This window comes from Muribaculum sp. NM65_B17, from assembly GCF_004793735.1.
Lineage (GTDB): Bacteria > Bacteroidota > Bacteroidia > Bacteroidales > Muribaculaceae > Muribaculum > Muribaculum gordoncarteri.
In genome coordinates this window covers 119,857-134,821 of the sequence record NZ_SRYY01000006.1, presented here as the reverse complement: position 1 = coordinate 134,821, position 14,965 = coordinate 119,857, and the positions used below count along the sequence as shown (strand labels likewise).

The window sequence follows — 14,965 nt, the reverse complement described above, 5'->3', positions numbered from 1 at the left end:
TTGACAGAATAAAACGAATAGAGTGAATATGAAACGAATATTGTTGATATTAACATTATTGCTCGGCGTCGCCGCGTCGGCATCGGCCGAAACATCGTTCACGGTCATTCCGCCGCGCACGGTTATCGCAGGCAACAAGTTCAATGTCACCTTCAGGCTGAAGGACGGACAAGGCTCGGGACTTAAAGCACCCGAGATAAAAGGCTGTACCCTCGTCTTCGGTCCCTCGACATCCACAATGCAAAACTATCAGTGGGTCAACGGCAAATCGACCTCTTCGGTAACAGTCGACTATTCATTCACCTATCGCGCCGACAATCCCGGCACCTATACAATTGGCGAAGCCCGAATAACGGTTGACGGAAAGACCTACACCACCAAGCCCGCCACGTTCAAGGTACTTCCTCCCGACCAAGCAGCCCAAGGCTCCAATCAAGGCGTGAGGGTAGACGACATAAGCAGCCAGACATCCGACCGATCCGTGTCGGCCAACGATGTGTTTGTGCGCATTATCCTGAACCGTTCACGAGCCTACGAGCAGGAGGCTATCCTTTGCACGATAAAACTCTATACTAAGTACAGCATAAGCTCGTTCCTGCCCACCACCCAGCCGTCGTTTGACGGATTCCTCATCGAGGAGGTAAACCTCCAGCCTCAGCTTAACGAGGTAGAACATTACAATGGTCAAAACTACATGACCGCCGTGTTGAAGCAGTGCATCATCTTCCCCCAGAAGTCGGGCAAGCTCACCATCAACTCGGGGAAATATGATGTGACGGTAGTGCAACACGAGCGTTTCTCAGGATTCTGGGGTGGCTCGCGACCTGTGGAGAAAGAGATAAAGGTAAGCTCCAACTCCGCCTCAATCAACATCGATCCCCTGCCCTCGCCTCAGCCCGAAGGATTCACCGGTGCCGTGGGTATATTCTCCATCGACAGCCGCCTGAGCACATCATCGTTCAAGACCAACGAAGCGGCATCGCTCATATACACCATCACCGGTACTGGCAACATAAAATACATTAAGGAGCCGGTAATCGACTTCCCCACCGAATTTGAGCAATACACCCCGCAAAACGAAATAACGGCCCAGGTCAACGGTTCATCGGTCAGCGGAACGATGAAAATCGACTACACATTCGTGCCTCAAAGCGTGGGCGATTTCCACATAGGCGCCGACAAGTTTGTCTACTTCAATCCCGAAAGCCGCAAATATGTCACGCTCACTACGCCCACCTATGATATAAAGGTGGCACGTGGAGCTGCCGTATCGGCCGCCGCCGATGTCAACAAGCAAAGCATATCAAGCAAAAACACCGACATCCTCCACATAAAGATGGGCGACCTGCACCCCGCGAAGGTACACCGTTACTTCTACTCGTCGGCATGGTACTGGCCTGCCTATATAGTGCTCGCCCTCATCCTCGTGGCAATAATATGGATTTACAGCAAGAAGGTTAAGCTCAACGCCGACATTCAGGGCCGTCGGCTCGCCAACGCCAACAAAGTCGCCAAAAAGCGACTCAAGATTGCCAAGGGATTCATGTCGGCTCATGACAACGACAAGTTCTACGAGGAGATGCTCCGTGCTATATGGGGCTATCTGAGCGACAAGCTCGGTCTGCAGGCATCGCAGCTCACGCGCGACAACATCGACCGCGAACTCACCGAGTACGGCGCACCGCAGAATCTCACCGACTCCTTCATCAACATAATCGACGAGTGTGAAATGGCACGCTACTCCCCCGCAAAGAGCGACGAGCAGATTGAGGAACTGTTCAATCAGGCATCCTCGGCCATGAACGCCATGGAAGGTATAAAGCGCGCCAAGCGTCAATAACTAAATCACTCATTCACATCCACGAAAAAGAAACGAAATGAAACGCATCATATCGACTCTAATTCTGTTAACAGCCGTGTTCAACATGATTTCGGCATCTTCGCTGACTCAGGAAGCCGACTCTGCCTACATGAACGACGACTTCATCAAAGCCGCGAAGCTCTACGAAGAGATTGCCGCCAATGAAGGCACCTCAAGCAATCTCTTCTACAACCTTGGCAACGCCTACTACCGCCAGGGCAAGCTCGGACTCGCCATTCTGAACTACGAGCGCGCGCTTCGACTCGACCCATCCAACAAGGACGCACGCACCAATCTCGCTTTCGTAAACTCAAAGATAACCGACGAACCCGGCGACCGCGGAATGTTCATCTCCAACACCGTAAACGGATTTGCCTGCAAGACCCCGGCCAACACCTGGTCGCTGATTGCCATCGGCTCCTTTGTCCTGCTGCTCGGTGCTATAGCTCTTTACGTATTTTCATCTAACGTGCGCTTGCGCAAGACCGGGTTCTTCGGCGGCATCCTGCTGCTCGGGGCATGTGTACTGGCCAACATAATGGCATCCATCGCCACACGCTACTCCACTTCCCACAACGAAGCGATAATCATTGAGCCCTCTACCCTGCTCAGCACTTCGCCGCGCACACCCAAGGACCGCAGCGAAGAGGCAATGCTGCTCCACGAAGGCACAAAGCTCGAAATCCTCGACTCCGTCACCACGCGCATCGACTCTGTGACTACTCGGTGGTATGATGTCAAGGTCGACAACAACAATCGAGCATGGGTACGCGCTTCAGCCGTAGAGCGCATCTGAAAGACCGTCGCAGCATCAACTCATTGCAATATCGGCAAGTAGCTGAAGATGTCGCGTACAAATTGATACTATATGTTTTATAACACATAACTTTATGCTCACAAAATTTGCTTTTTTGATACGAAAAGGCTAATTTTAACGACATCAAATAACTGAATTATTAACTTTCTAAAACTTATAAGTATCATGACTAAAACTATTTCATTCAACGACCTCCGCCGCATCAAGGACAGTTTGCCCGATGGTTCAATGCACAAAATCGCCGATCAGCTCAACTGCACCGTGCAGACAGTTCGCAACTACTTCGGAGGCAGCAACTACGAGTTTGGTCAGAATTGTGGCGTTCACATTGAGCCGGGCCCTCACGGAGGTATCGTGGTGCTTGACGACACTACAATTTACGACATGGCCATTGCCATTCTTGAAGAGCAACAGGCCGCTAAGGATGCTTAAGTCTTGGACTTATCAACACATTTAACTGAAAATATCACAATTCAACTATCCTGAAATGCCCGACGATCGATTGATTACCGTAGCAATACACACCTACGATCATGCTGTCGCACTCAAGAATCTCCTTGAAAGCGAAGGTGTAAATGCCGTGTTGCAGAATGTCAATCTTAATCATCCGGCAGTGTCAAGCGGAGTTAGAGTGCGCATCCATGAAAGCGACCTCCCTCTTGCTTTGAGAATCATTGAAAACACCGATATTTTCGGATCGTTAAAATCAACTGAAGTCGATGGAGCCGTGAATCCCATGATTCTTGTGCCCATCGACTTCAGTGATTATTCCGTAAAAGCCTGCGACATAGCCCTTCATCTCGCAAGCCGACACAAAACCCACATCACGCTCCTCAACACCTATCTCGATCCCTATCTGTCGGGCAACATCCAGCTGAGCGACTCTCTAAGTTACGACATAGCCGAGTCGGAAATGCGGCGCACACTCGATGCCGAAGCCCGACGCCTAATGGACGACTTCATCCGCAAGCTGCGAAACCGCATGAAGCTCAACGAAATTCCGCCAGTAAAGATAACTTCTGAAATCACCGAAGGCGTTCCCGAAGAGGCGATAACCGAATACGCAAAAGAAAACAAGCCCCAGCTAATTGTGATGGGCACTCGCGGAAAAGGCAAAAAAGAGAAAGAACTCATAGGCAGCGTAACAGCCGAAGTGCTCGACTCATGCCGGTTTCCGGTGCTCACAGTGCCCGAATCGGTCAATCTCAGCAAAGCCGACGACATCAAGCACGTAGTACTGTTCAGCAACCTCGACCAGGAAGACATCCTGGCGCTCGATGCCATATACCGGTTCTTCTCCGACGAGCACTTCAACGTAACAATGATCAACGTTCCTGACAAGAAGCACTCCAAGAGCGGCCGACAGGCTGCCGATGCATTGAAAGGATACTGCGAGTCACACTATCCGAGATTCACATTTACCGTGGCCGACCTATCGCTCAGCTCAATCGTCGAGGACTTCAACGCAATCCAGCAGCGACAGCCCGTCGACCTCATTGCTGTACCCAACAAAAAGAAAAACATCTTTGCGCGCCTGTTCAATCCGTCGCTCGCCCACAGGCTGCTGTTCCATTCCGACATCCCCATGATGGTGATTCCCGTATAAATCCGTCGAATAAATGACAAATTATCAACGCTTGATTTGTCTATTTCAGTAATTTTCCATAACTTTGCACCGCTTTTCGTAATCTCTGGCAAGACATGCAGCTTGCTATATTGCGTAATTATTAACATTTTTAAATTCAATCAGAACGAAAATGGACTTAATCAAGATTGCTGAAGAGGCATTTGCAACAGGCAAGCAGCACCCCGACTTCGGTCCCGGCGACACCATCACAGTCGCTTACCGCATCAAGGAGGGTAACAAGGAACGTATCCAGCAATATCGCGGTGTGGTTATCCGCATCTCAGGCGAAGGCGAAAAGAAGCGCTTCACAGTTCGCAAGATGAGCGACAATATCGGTGTTGAGCGCATCTTCCCCATCGAGTCACCCTTCATCGACTCAATCACCGTAAACAAGTATGGTAAGGTTCGTCGCGCCAAGCTTTACTATCTCCGTAAACTCACCGGTAAGAAGGCCCGTATCAAGGAACGTCGCGTTAAGTAATGACGCCTGCCGATTATTACGGTATACAAATTACACAACGAGTCCCGCCAATGCACAAGCAGGCGGGACTCGTCGTTTTTATCATGTAAATGTCAGCCTACAACTTAGTCGTCATCATCGTCATCGGGCTTGCCGGGCAGAATCAATGACAGAGCCCACAGCAATATCGCACACGCAACCGCTGAAGTCACGAGCGAAAACACCTGCATATTCTCGTTATTGCCCAAGAACACCACCAGCAGCCATCCGCCAAGCAGTGCGCCGCACACACCCACACACACATCGAGTACAACGCTGTGAGCAGTGTGAAGAAGCTTTCCGGCCATGTATCCGCCGATTACTCCTATAATCGCCCATACAATCCAAAGTGTCGCTCCCATAATTTCTATAATTTTAATTAAACATTAAATTTTAAGCCCTGTCGATTTATGAGTTCCAGTACTCAAAAATCGTAAGCCACAGAAGCAACAACGCTATAAGCACGGTCACTCCCACTTTAATCCAAAGGCTTACCTTCTCTTGTCTTTCCCTTTTCATGATTCTTGAAAATAAACAGTTGATTAATTATATCAATATACAATATAACAATCTCCGGCTACAATAGTTTTAGAGCCGGTTCGCCAATAGGGCGACAAGAGCACGGATAGTGACTCACTCAACAGCCGAGAGCCCTTCGCAGGGTATCGACCTGAGCCGTCCACAATTCCTTCGCATCATCCATTTCATCCTCCGAGGCAAAGTCGGTGACGGTCAATATCGTTTCATCAGTAAGCTCATTAACTGAAATCTTCATCTCAAAATAGCAGCGCGAGTTGTCGTCGCTCCATCGGAAACGTATCGACACTTCGGTGCGCATGCTCAGCAATTGAGCGGTCTGAGATTGTCCGTCCCATGAAAAAGTATAGGTTTTACCCGAAATCGACACCTCGTCGGCAAACCATTCCGTCAATCCGTTGATTGACGATATATAGTTCCAAAGCAGTGCCACCGGCACGCTTTTCATTTCAAATTCAAGTTGGAATTTCGATTTATCCATCTTCGGTATTAGCAATAGCGAGTTGACAAAGTAATGTGCGAAATAAGCACAATTTCATGAACTCCCAAAAACATTTCACTAAAAAAATTCGACACTCCCTAAAAATAACTACGTCACCATGTGCGTTCACCTTATATATGGAAACCGAAGACCCGAAAAAATGGAAAGTGCTCGAAAGCGAGCACCTGATGCGACGCCCCTGGCTCACCGTGCGCCGCGATAAAGTACTCCTGCCCACAGGAGCCATAAATCCCGAATTTTATGTGCTTGAGTATCCCGACTGGGTAAACGTGATAGCTATTACCGACGACGGGCAATTTGTTATGGAACGACAGTACCGTCACGGACTGGGCGAAACATGCATTGAACTTTGCGCCGGAGTGATGGAAGAAGGAGAAACACCCGAACAAGCGGCACGAAGGGAGCTCGAAGAAGAAACCGGCTACGTAGGCGGCACATGGACACAGTTAATGACAATATCGGGCAATCCCAGCACAACCGACAATCTCACCCACTGCTTCATAGCACAAGGCGTGACATATTCCGGAGCAAGGCATCTCGACCGCACCGAGGACATCGAGGTGGTGCTCATGACACCCGACGAGGTCTACTCGCTTCTCCTGAACGACGAGATGAAGCAGGCACTCATGGCGGCCCCGCTGTGGCGTTACTTCGCCACGATGCGGAGCCATGATGAGTGAACTATGCGTTACATCAGAAGCTGCTCAGCCACGATGTGAGGTCGGCTACCATCTCTTTGTGATAGCGGAACATGTCAAGGCAACCCCAGCCGTGACCTCCCGAAGGATAAATGTGAAGCACAGCGGGCACTCCGGCCTTGTGCAGGCTGTTGTAGTAGCTTGTGCCGTTCAGCGGCGACACCACATTGTCATCGTCGCTGAACGCAATGAATGCGCGCGGAGTGTCGGGCGTTACCTGCTTTTCATTAGAAAACTCCACCTCAAGCTCGGGCGAAGCATTCTCTCCGAGAAGATTGTCATGACTTCCCATGTGGGTGTACGACTTATCCATCGTAATTACGGGATAGAACAGAATCTGGAAGTCGGGGCGCGTCGAAGCATCGTAGTGAGTAGCCACAGTCGAGGCAAGATGACCTCCGGCCGACGAGCCCATGATGCCTATGTCCTTAGGATTAAGGTGCCACACCTCGGCGCTGTCACGCAGCACCTTCATGGCGGCCTGAGCCTCGCCTACGGGAATTTTGTGATTACCTTTAGGCAGATTGTAGTCGACCACAGCGTATGCTATGCCGAGATCGTTGAAAAACGGAGCCCACTTGTGTCCTTCATGGCTGTTTGAAAGCATGATGTAGGCACCGCCCGGGCAGGCAAGAACAGCTCGTCCCGTAGCCTTGTCGGCATCAGGAAGATATACTTTCATGCGGGGCGTTTCAATTGTTTTTACTTCAGCAGCCTCAGTGCTGAGCTGCGATGCCACAGCCAAAGCTGCGGCAATGAATAATCGATTGATTTTCATAATTGAATGCTGATTGGTTACCCCACAAATCTACAACAAATCTTTCTAAAATGAAAATAAAAAAGCCGAGCGGGGCTATAAGCCGGGTTATGTCATGCAGTTGACTCGATGTTCTCGCCGCCTGCATGGTCGGTCATTTATCTAATCCGCATGTCGCCACGCGGCTTGAGCAGTCTACCCCCCGGCAATGGGCGAGCAACCCTTAAATGCCGGTATACTTGACCTTGCAACCCATAAGGCGTGCGGCGACCGACATCACTGCCGGTCCCGGTGAGCTCTTGCCTCGCCTTTTCACCCTTACCGCCGCATGCTGCGGATATATTGCAATCCGTAACAGGCGGCGGCGGTTATTTTCTGTCACGCTACTCTACCGTCACCGATAGGTTCCCGTTAAGAACTATGGTGCTCTATGTTGCCCGGACTTTCCTCTTGTCGCTCTCGTAGTCGACAAGCGACCGACCGTCCCGCTCGGCTTGTAGTGTGACAAAGTTACGCTAATTTCCACACATTGCAAAATAAATCAGAACGAGAACTGGGCCATCAGGCATGCGCGGCGTGCCCAGCGGTGCTGTCCGTCGTTGTTTTGGCGCTTGCCCAGATTCACCTCTGCGCCAAACTGCACGCGTGGTGTTGGGTTCCAGAACACATTGGCCGTTGCATACAATCCGTATTTATAGGTCATGTCGGCCATCTCCTGCTTCGGAAGGAAGCGCATCTCGCTGAACATGATCGTCGAGAATAGATTGGGACGGAAATGATACTGTAGTGCGCCATACCATCCAAGGCTGAACGGAGCATACATCTTGCCCTTCGTGTCGGGGTCGTCAATTAAGTCGAGCGGCGTCATCTGCAGGTCGTTGGTAAGGCTCTGATAGCCCTTGCCTGCATTGAACGATGCGTATACGGTCAACGGATCCACCACCCTGAAGATGGAGCTTACGTGTGCGCCCCAGCCCACTACAGTGTGGTTTGTGCCGTTTACGAGGTCACGGTAAGGAAGTCCGCGTATGATTCCCGAAAGTCTTATGTGCTGACCCGCACCCCATTCATACTGACCGAATGCTGCAAAATTAGGCAGATAGTTGCTTCGTGTCGATGTTGTGGTACCGTCGGCATCAACCTGGGCGTCGGGACTCTCAATTGAGGCGGCCACAACCCAATTGGTCTTGAACGTACGCATCCAGCGCAACAACACGTTGGTGTCGCTTATCTCGGAGTTGGGGCCCTGTGCATCAACTGTAGGCGGCTGTGCCGACGGGTCGCTGAACGACGAGTTGGCATAACCGAGCGTCCAGTCATTATACTGAACGTAGGCCTTCTTCAGGTGGAAGTCACGCGAACTATATCCGTTGAAATTGGCCTCGATATATAACTGATAATTGCCGTATTTCTTGTCGTGTCCTATGACTCTCACAAAGAATGCCGTTCCCGAAGGAGTGCTTCCAAGCCAGCGGTCACGCGCAGGATTGGTGGGTATCGATATGTCATAGGGAGCAAAACCGCTGTTGTTCAACGCTCCGCCCCAATCATACCATCCTCTCATTCTCACCAAGCCGCCCATACCCATGGCAAGCTGCGCATCCTTGCTCATAAGCATGAAATATGGAGCCTGAGGGTCCTGGAAGTTTCTAAATTGATCATAATAAAACTGATTGATCATATCCAATTTAGTCACAGAATCTGCTTCAAGTCCGTCGCCGAAAGTTATTATACGGTGACTTTTCTGCAACTCTTTTACCTGCTTCTCCGAAGGGCTTATAGCCATCATCGACAACGAAAGCGAACACAACAATGAAACTAACAATAATCTAATATTCATAAAGCGTATTATTTTAGGGACTCACCCGAATTACATACATAAAAACACTGAGTTTAATACATTTGTTTAAGCATAATTTTATATTATTTGTAATTTTTCAGTTACATGCAGTTAACCCGTTTAACATCCCAATGACCTGTTAAAGCCTTTCTGCACCTGATTTCTACTTCAAAATAACACTCCGACACCCCATGAATTTCGACCGTTTTTCAAGCAGGAATTTGCCTGTTTCGCGCCATTCGGTATGTTACAAAACATAGTTTTATAACTATTTAACAATCGCTCGAAAACCGCATAAACAGAGGGTTTCCAAGCGTCACCGACAGCTAAACCCATGGCTGTGAACGCTTAAATTTTGTCATTCTCGTTCATAAGCACTAACTTTGTGGCGATGAAATTGTTTATCATTCGGTTGACAGAGGTTAACTGATGCCGAAAATCGGCAACGAAATTCGACTCAAAATTTTAACAGTTCAGGATTTCGTAGTAGTAATTTTAAATGAACGTAATGAAGAAAACAATGTCTATTATTGTGTTCTTCGCCGTTCTGCTTCTCCTCGGCTCGGCAGCCACCAACAACGCCATCGACGGCGTAAAAGGATTTCAGGCTCCGATATTCAAGGTCGAGCGCACCGATTCGGTCGTTTCACTTGATGACATGAGGGGACACTGGGTGCTTCTGCAGTTCTGGTCGTCAAGCGACGCGCGGTCGCGTATAGCCGGAAAGCAATACACTGCTATTGAGCAGAAGCTTAATGATGGACAGTCGGCAGAACGATTCCATCTCTTATCGGTCAATATGGACCGTAGTGAGCGCCTCTTTCGTGAGATAGTGCGTAGAGATGGCCTTAGTGCGGAAACACAATTTCACATCGAGGGAAATCGTGCAAATCAATTAATCAATGATTATCACCTCGAATCGGGTATGCAATCTTTCCTCATCGACCCTTCGGGCCGAATAGTTGCGAAAAACCCGACAGAACAAACCTTGACACAACTTACATGCGATTAAGTAAAAAGCTCACCGAAGCCTGTGCTTCAGTGAGCTTTTTTATTTCATAGTCAATCAGCGTGACTTTACTGATGTATGTCACGTATGTCATAGGGTGTTTCCTGATACACGAAATAGTTCAACCAATTGCTGAACAGCAGGTTAGCATGTGAGCGCCAACGCACAATCGGCCCTTTCGACGGGTCGTCGTCTATATAATAATGGGCCGGCACATCAGGATTCATTCCCTTTTCGAGGTCACGGTGATACTCAAAGTCAAGCGTATTGGGCGAATACTCCGAGTGACCGGTTATGAAGAACTCCCTGCCGCCGCGGGCCATAACCATGTAGATGCCGCTCTCTTCGCTCTCGGCTATGATGTCGAGTCCCTCGACACGCTCAACATCCTCGCGCATCACCTCGCTGAAACGACTGTGAGGCACATAGAACTCGTCGTCAAATCCTCGGAATATGGGATTGCGGTTGTCGTTAAGCTTGTGACGGAACACACCCGATATCTTGCGGTCGAGAACACGCTTGGGCACTCCATAGTGATGATAGAGGCCGGCAAATGCGGCCCAGCATATATAAAGAGTCGATGTCACGTGGGTGCGTGCCCAGTCAAAAATCTCGCACAGTTCATCCCAATAATCAACCTCTTCAAAGTCGACCTTCTCTACCGGAGCGCCGGTAATTATGAATCCGTCGTAATTCTGGTTCCGTATGTCCTCAAATGTCTTGTAGAACTCCTCTATGTGTTCGCGCGGAGTGTTACGTGACACGTGGGTGCAGGTATCTATAAGGTCAAGCTCTATCTGAAGCGGAGTGTTGGATATGAGTCGCAACAGGTCGGTTTCCGTCATGATTTTAAGCGGCATCAGGTTGAGTATGCCTATACGCAACGGTCTTATGTCCTGCGACGAAGCCCTCTGCTCGTCTATCACGAATATGTTTTCAGCCTTCAGTGTTTCCACGGCAGGCAATAGTACTGGAACTCTTACTGGCATAATATATTGCTGTTAATGCTTGTTTCCTCTAATTTGTTGAGCACCTCGAGTCCGGTGGCTCGTCCGGCATCGACCTTGTCGGGATAATGGGCGTCACTGTTCACCAGCACCGTTATTCCCGCGTCAAACAGTCGCGGCAGATATTCGACACGGGGGAAAAGCCTGCGCACGTCATTCCACGCCTTGGTGTTTATCTCCACCGCCGGACCATGCTCGACTATTGCGTCGATCAGGTCGTTGACACGCTTGATGTACCATGATTCGCTCTCTATTCCCGGCTTGAAGGCCGCAGCGTTACGCCCTATCTTGTCGAAGTGGCCTATTATGTCAAACCCTCCGGCCTCGACCATCTTTATGGATTCGTCGTAGAACGAATTGACCACATAGTGTATGTCGTTATTGAAGTAACGGTCCATCTTCTTGATGAACGTGGCTTCGCTGCCGTCGACATCGACCAATCCGTCGGCGCTCGGCACAAAATGCACCGACCCTATGCGATAGTCAAGCGGAAGCGTGTCGAAATAAGGGTTTGACGGTCCCCACTCCGCCCCGAGATAGTCTATCTCCATTGAAGCGTAAAGCGATATTCGGTCGCCATACACCTCTTTAAGGCGCGTCACCTCGTCAAAATAAGACTTGACCGAGTCGTGCGACATGTTGCACGGTGATTCTATAGGCACAGGCGAGTGAGGTGAAAATCCCCAATGCTCAAAGCCGTCGTCAATGGCAGCCTTAACCATCTCCTCCATTGAGGCTCGTCCGTCGCAGTACTGAGTGTGACTGTGGAAATTATATCGGTCGGTAGTCGATATTATCGCACTGAAATCAATCATAATCAATATTCTGTTATTCGCCCCTTGACAGCATAGACCGACTTGGCGAATGTCACGGCACAAAGCAAAGCAGCAGCGATGCCGATACCGAGCGACAGCATATAGTCAAGCCCAAGACCTTCGGGTGCAAAAAGTATATAAGTCGTACACACACATGTCATGAACATGGCCGGGAACAGTGTCACCCAATACAGCTTGCCTTTGCGGGCAAGATACACCGTTATGGCCCATAGAGTGAACACGGCAAGTGTCTGGTTGCACCAGGCGAAGTAACGCCACAGCACATCGAAATTCACCTGCATTATAAAGAATGTAACGGCAAAAATGGGCACCGACACGGCAAGACGCCTTACAATGCTCTTCTGGTTGCAATGCATGAAGTCGGCGGCTATGAGTCGAGCGCAACGAAGTGCGGTGTCGCCCGTCGAGATGGGAGCGGCAACCACTCCGAGTATGGCGAGCATTCCGCCAAACGCGCCAAGCCACTCTATCGATATGTTGTGTACAAGTCCGCCGGTTCCACCGTTCTCGGCAAGGTATTCGCCAAGTTCACCGTATCCGCCTGTGAATGCAATCGCCGCAGCTGCCCATATAAGCGCTACTATGCCCTCAGCCACCATTGCTCCGTAAAACACCGGACGGGCAAGCTTCTCGTTTTTGAGGCATCGTGCCATCATGGGCGACTGTGTGGCATGGAATCCCGATATCGCGCCACAGGCTATCGACACAAACATCATCGGGAACAGGGGCATCGAGTCGGCATTGGCCGAGCGGTTATAGAAGCCCTCCGACACTCCGTCGGGTATCGTGACATCACCAAAGAGGAGAACGCCCATTATTCCTGCAGCCATGAAGAGTAATGCAAATCCGAATACCGGATAGAGATTGCCTATAAGCTTGTCGATGGGCAGCAAGGTTGCAAGTATATAATATAGGAATATGACTCCTATCCAGAAGTTGACATTCATCCAGTCGGGGGTCATGTCGGCGATGAGTCCCGCAGGTGTCAGCACAAACACGGCACCTACAAGCATCATCAACAGCAGCGAGAAACCACGCATGAGCTGCTTCACGCCCACACCGAGCTGCTCGCCCACTATCTCGGGAAGCGATGCACCGTCGGAACGTATCGAAATAACGCCCGACAGGAAATCATGCACCGCCCCTGCGAAGATTGTTCCTAAAACGATCCACAGAAACGCTGCAGGGCCGAACATAACGCCCATTATGGCTCCGAATATCGGTCCGAGCCCGGCTATGTTAAGAAATTGAATCAGAAACACTCGCCATGTAGCCATGGGAATGTAGTCGACACCGTCCTGCTTGGTGTAGCAGGGCATCTCTCTAAGGGGGTCGCAACCGATGACCCTCTCCATCAATGTTCCATAAATGAAATAGCCTCCCACAAGTATGGCGAGCGCTATTAAAAATAATGTCATGTCGTTTATTACTTTATTCCATTGTAAAAATAACACATCGCCATCCACCGACAAGCGTCAGTCGTCAAGCGACACGCCGCAATCAATTCTCGGCCTTTATCACCTCGTTGGCAAGCTTGCGCAACGTTGTGCGGTCGGCATCTATCTGTTTTTCCAGCTTCAATATAGCAGCCGAAGCCTCGGTGTTGCCGTTACGGTAGTTGTCGCGCAGTCGGGCAAGCTTTGACAGCTTGTCGGCAAAATTCTTGTCGCTTTCCACATACTGCTCCATCAACTCCTTGGCACGCGGGCTCTTGAAGTCGTCCCACGAGGTATATATGCGACCGCCGGGCAGCGCAAAGCGGAAATCATCGACCTTCACCTTCTTGTCGGGATCAATCTCGTTTATCGCCTCAAGAAGGTCGGAATAGTCCTTTCCCTCCTCCCATGTAGAGCGGTAATCGGTTATCATGGCCTTGGCGGCAAGCCCCTCCTCGTCAACCGGATAGTTGTTGCGCAGGTCCGAAGGGATGAACTTGTATATCGTTATCATGTCGCCGAGGCGATTGCGGTCGGTGGCCCACCAGCCCACACCGGTCACCTCGTCGATGGCAAGCATGTAATCGTCATAAGGCGAATTGTAGGGCATTCCTATGTTCTGAGGCTGGAGAAATCCGTCCTCTCCCTTTCGTGATATGAATATGTCGTAACCTCCTATCGATTCATCTCCGTCGTTGGCATAGTATAGCGTAACGCCGTCCGACATGAAAAACGGGAAATTGCTGTCGCCGCTGTCGCTCAATTCTCCGGGGAGCCGCGACGGCTTCTCCCAGGAGCCGTCAAACAGTTGATTTGACGACACAAGCACATAGTTTTCAAGCGTGTCGGGAGCCGCCCAGGTCATCGATGTACGCGTTTCAGGCATATACACCACAGTAGGGTAAGCGGCCTCCGCCCCCTCGGGAAGCACTTCGGCAGTGTTGAGCGATCCGCTCTCAGGAGTCATCCTGTAAGCCTTGAAGAAATCCTCCTTGTCCACAGTCACGCTGTCAATTATAACGATGCGCTCCACACGGTCAAGCATCGTCTTTGCGAGATCGATGCGGTCAATCATAGCCTGCGCACCCTCGGGCATAGTCTTGCGCGACTTCTTCAGCGCCTTCTCATACTTTGCTATGTAATTCTCGGCTGCTTCGAAATCATATTTGCGAAAAGCGATCTCGGCAAGATAACGCGGAGCCTCCGCAATGCCCTTGGTATCGGCGATTTTCAAGTGAGGCACAGCCTCATCGTCACGCCCCTCCTGCATCAGGCACACCCCTACCCAGTGGTTGAGCGAGGCATCCTTGGGCTTGGATGCAAGAGCCTCCTGAAACACAGGCAGCGCTCCGGCAAAGTCGCCCTGAAGATACATCTCCTTAGCTTCGTCAAGCGTCACTGCTCCGGCAAATGCGCCAACACACAAAAACGACAAAAATATATATCTATGTAACTGTCTAAATAACATATTAATAACAGATTGTACAAATACCTTCAAAAATGACTTCAAATTTACGCATTATTATCTATAACCACAAA

Annotated in this window: 14 protein-coding genes, 1 other RNA gene and 1 pseudogene; 7 read left to right on the top strand and 9 right to left on the bottom strand. The window is 50.1% G+C overall.

Features of this window, described 5'->3' with window-relative positions:
- Positions 1–28: 28 nt before the first annotated feature.
- From E5354_RS10520 to rplS, 5 genes are all read left to right on the top strand, one after another.
- Positions 29–1,840, top strand: a complete 1,812-nt coding sequence (locus tag E5354_RS10520; RefSeq protein WP_135947447.1) for a BatD family protein — start codon at positions 29–31, stop codon at positions 1,838–1,840.
- A 37-nt stretch (positions 1,841–1,877) separates the two neighbouring features.
- Positions 1,878–2,657: a tetratricopeptide repeat protein gene (locus E5354_RS10515; protein ID WP_123396063.1), complete on the top strand. Its 780-nt coding sequence runs from the start codon at positions 1,878–1,880 to the stop codon at positions 2,655–2,657.
- Between the two features lie 186 nt (positions 2,658–2,843).
- Positions 2,844–3,110, top strand: a complete 267-nt coding sequence (locus tag E5354_RS10510; RefSeq protein ID WP_123396064.1) for a DNA-binding protein — start codon at positions 2,844–2,846, stop codon at positions 3,108–3,110.
- A 55-nt stretch (positions 3,111–3,165) separates the two neighbouring features.
- Positions 3,166–4,284, top strand: coding sequence for a universal stress protein (locus E5354_RS10505; protein ID WP_123396065.1), 1,119 nt, complete (start codon positions 3,166–3,168; stop codon positions 4,282–4,284).
- Positions 4,285–4,435: 151 nt separating this feature from the next.
- On the top strand, positions 4,436–4,786 hold the full coding sequence (gene rplS / locus E5354_RS10500) for a 50S ribosomal protein L19 (RefSeq protein ID WP_123396066.1): 351 nt from the start codon (positions 4,436–4,438) through the stop codon (positions 4,784–4,786).
- A gap of 104 nt (positions 4,787–4,890) precedes the next feature.
- Here rplS and E5354_RS10495 read toward each other — a convergent pair whose 3' ends face one another.
- Together E5354_RS10495 and E5354_RS10490 are read right to left on the bottom strand one after the other, a co-directional pair.
- Positions 4,891–5,166, bottom strand: coding sequence for a GlsB/YeaQ/YmgE family stress response membrane protein (locus E5354_RS10495; protein ID WP_123396067.1), 276 nt, complete (start codon positions 5,164–5,166; stop codon positions 4,891–4,893).
- Between the two features lie 275 nt (positions 5,167–5,441).
- A complete protein-coding gene (locus E5354_RS10490; RefSeq protein ID WP_123396068.1) occupies positions 5,442–5,822 on the bottom strand; it encodes an START-like domain-containing protein in 381 nt (126 codons plus the stop codon).
- Positions 5,823–5,959: 137 nt separating this feature from the next.
- On the opposite strand from E5354_RS10490, the gene E5354_RS10485 reads away from it, so the two are divergent.
- On the top strand, positions 5,960–6,523 hold the full coding sequence (locus E5354_RS10485; RefSeq protein WP_135947446.1) for an NUDIX hydrolase: 564 nt from the start codon (positions 5,960–5,962) through the stop codon (positions 6,521–6,523).
- A gap of 16 nt (positions 6,524–6,539) precedes the next feature.
- Here E5354_RS10485 and E5354_RS10480 read toward each other — a convergent pair.
- From E5354_RS10480 to E5354_RS10470, 3 genes and pseudogenes are all read right to left on the bottom strand, one after another.
- Positions 6,540–7,319 (bottom strand): annotated as a pseudogene (locus E5354_RS10480) (alpha/beta hydrolase); the annotation flags it as partial.
- Positions 7,320–7,381: 62 nt separating this feature from the next.
- An RNA gene (gene rnpB / locus E5354_RS10475) (RNase P RNA component class A) lies at positions 7,382–7,790 on the bottom strand.
- 49 nt (positions 7,791–7,839) lie between these two features.
- On the bottom strand, positions 7,840–9,138 hold the full coding sequence (locus E5354_RS10470) for a hypothetical protein (protein ID WP_135947445.1): 1,299 nt from the start codon (positions 9,136–9,138) through the stop codon (positions 7,840–7,842).
- A 508-nt stretch (positions 9,139–9,646) separates the two neighbouring features.
- Between E5354_RS10470 and E5354_RS10465 the strand changes: the two genes are divergently transcribed.
- A complete protein-coding gene (locus tag E5354_RS10465) occupies positions 9,647–10,150 on the top strand; it encodes a peroxiredoxin family protein (protein WP_168353884.1) in 504 nt (167 codons plus the stop codon).
- A 65-nt stretch (positions 10,151–10,215) separates the two neighbouring features.
- Here E5354_RS10465 and metA read toward each other — a convergent pair whose 3' ends face one another.
- The 4 genes from metA to E5354_RS10445 form a co-directional block, all read right to left on the bottom strand.
- Complete coding sequence (gene metA, locus E5354_RS10460; protein WP_123396073.1) at positions 10,216–11,136, bottom strand: homoserine O-succinyltransferase; 921 nt, start codon at positions 11,134–11,136, stop codon at positions 10,216–10,218.
- Entirely contained in the window at positions 11,127–11,969 is an 843-nt protein-coding gene (locus E5354_RS10455) for a histidinol-phosphatase (RefSeq protein WP_135947444.1), read from the bottom strand. Before E5354_RS10455 ends, metA begins: the two co-directional genes overlap by 10 nt.
- 2 nt (positions 11,970–11,971) lie before the next feature.
- On the bottom strand, positions 11,972–13,408 hold the full coding sequence (locus E5354_RS10450; protein WP_123396075.1) for a carbon starvation protein A: 1,437 nt from the start codon (positions 13,406–13,408) through the stop codon (positions 11,972–11,974).
- 82 nt (positions 13,409–13,490) lie between these two features.
- Positions 13,491–14,861, bottom strand: coding sequence for a tetratricopeptide repeat protein (locus E5354_RS10445; protein WP_135947443.1), 1,371 nt, complete (start codon positions 14,859–14,861; stop codon positions 13,491–13,493).
- Positions 14,862–14,965: the final 104 nt, after the last annotated feature.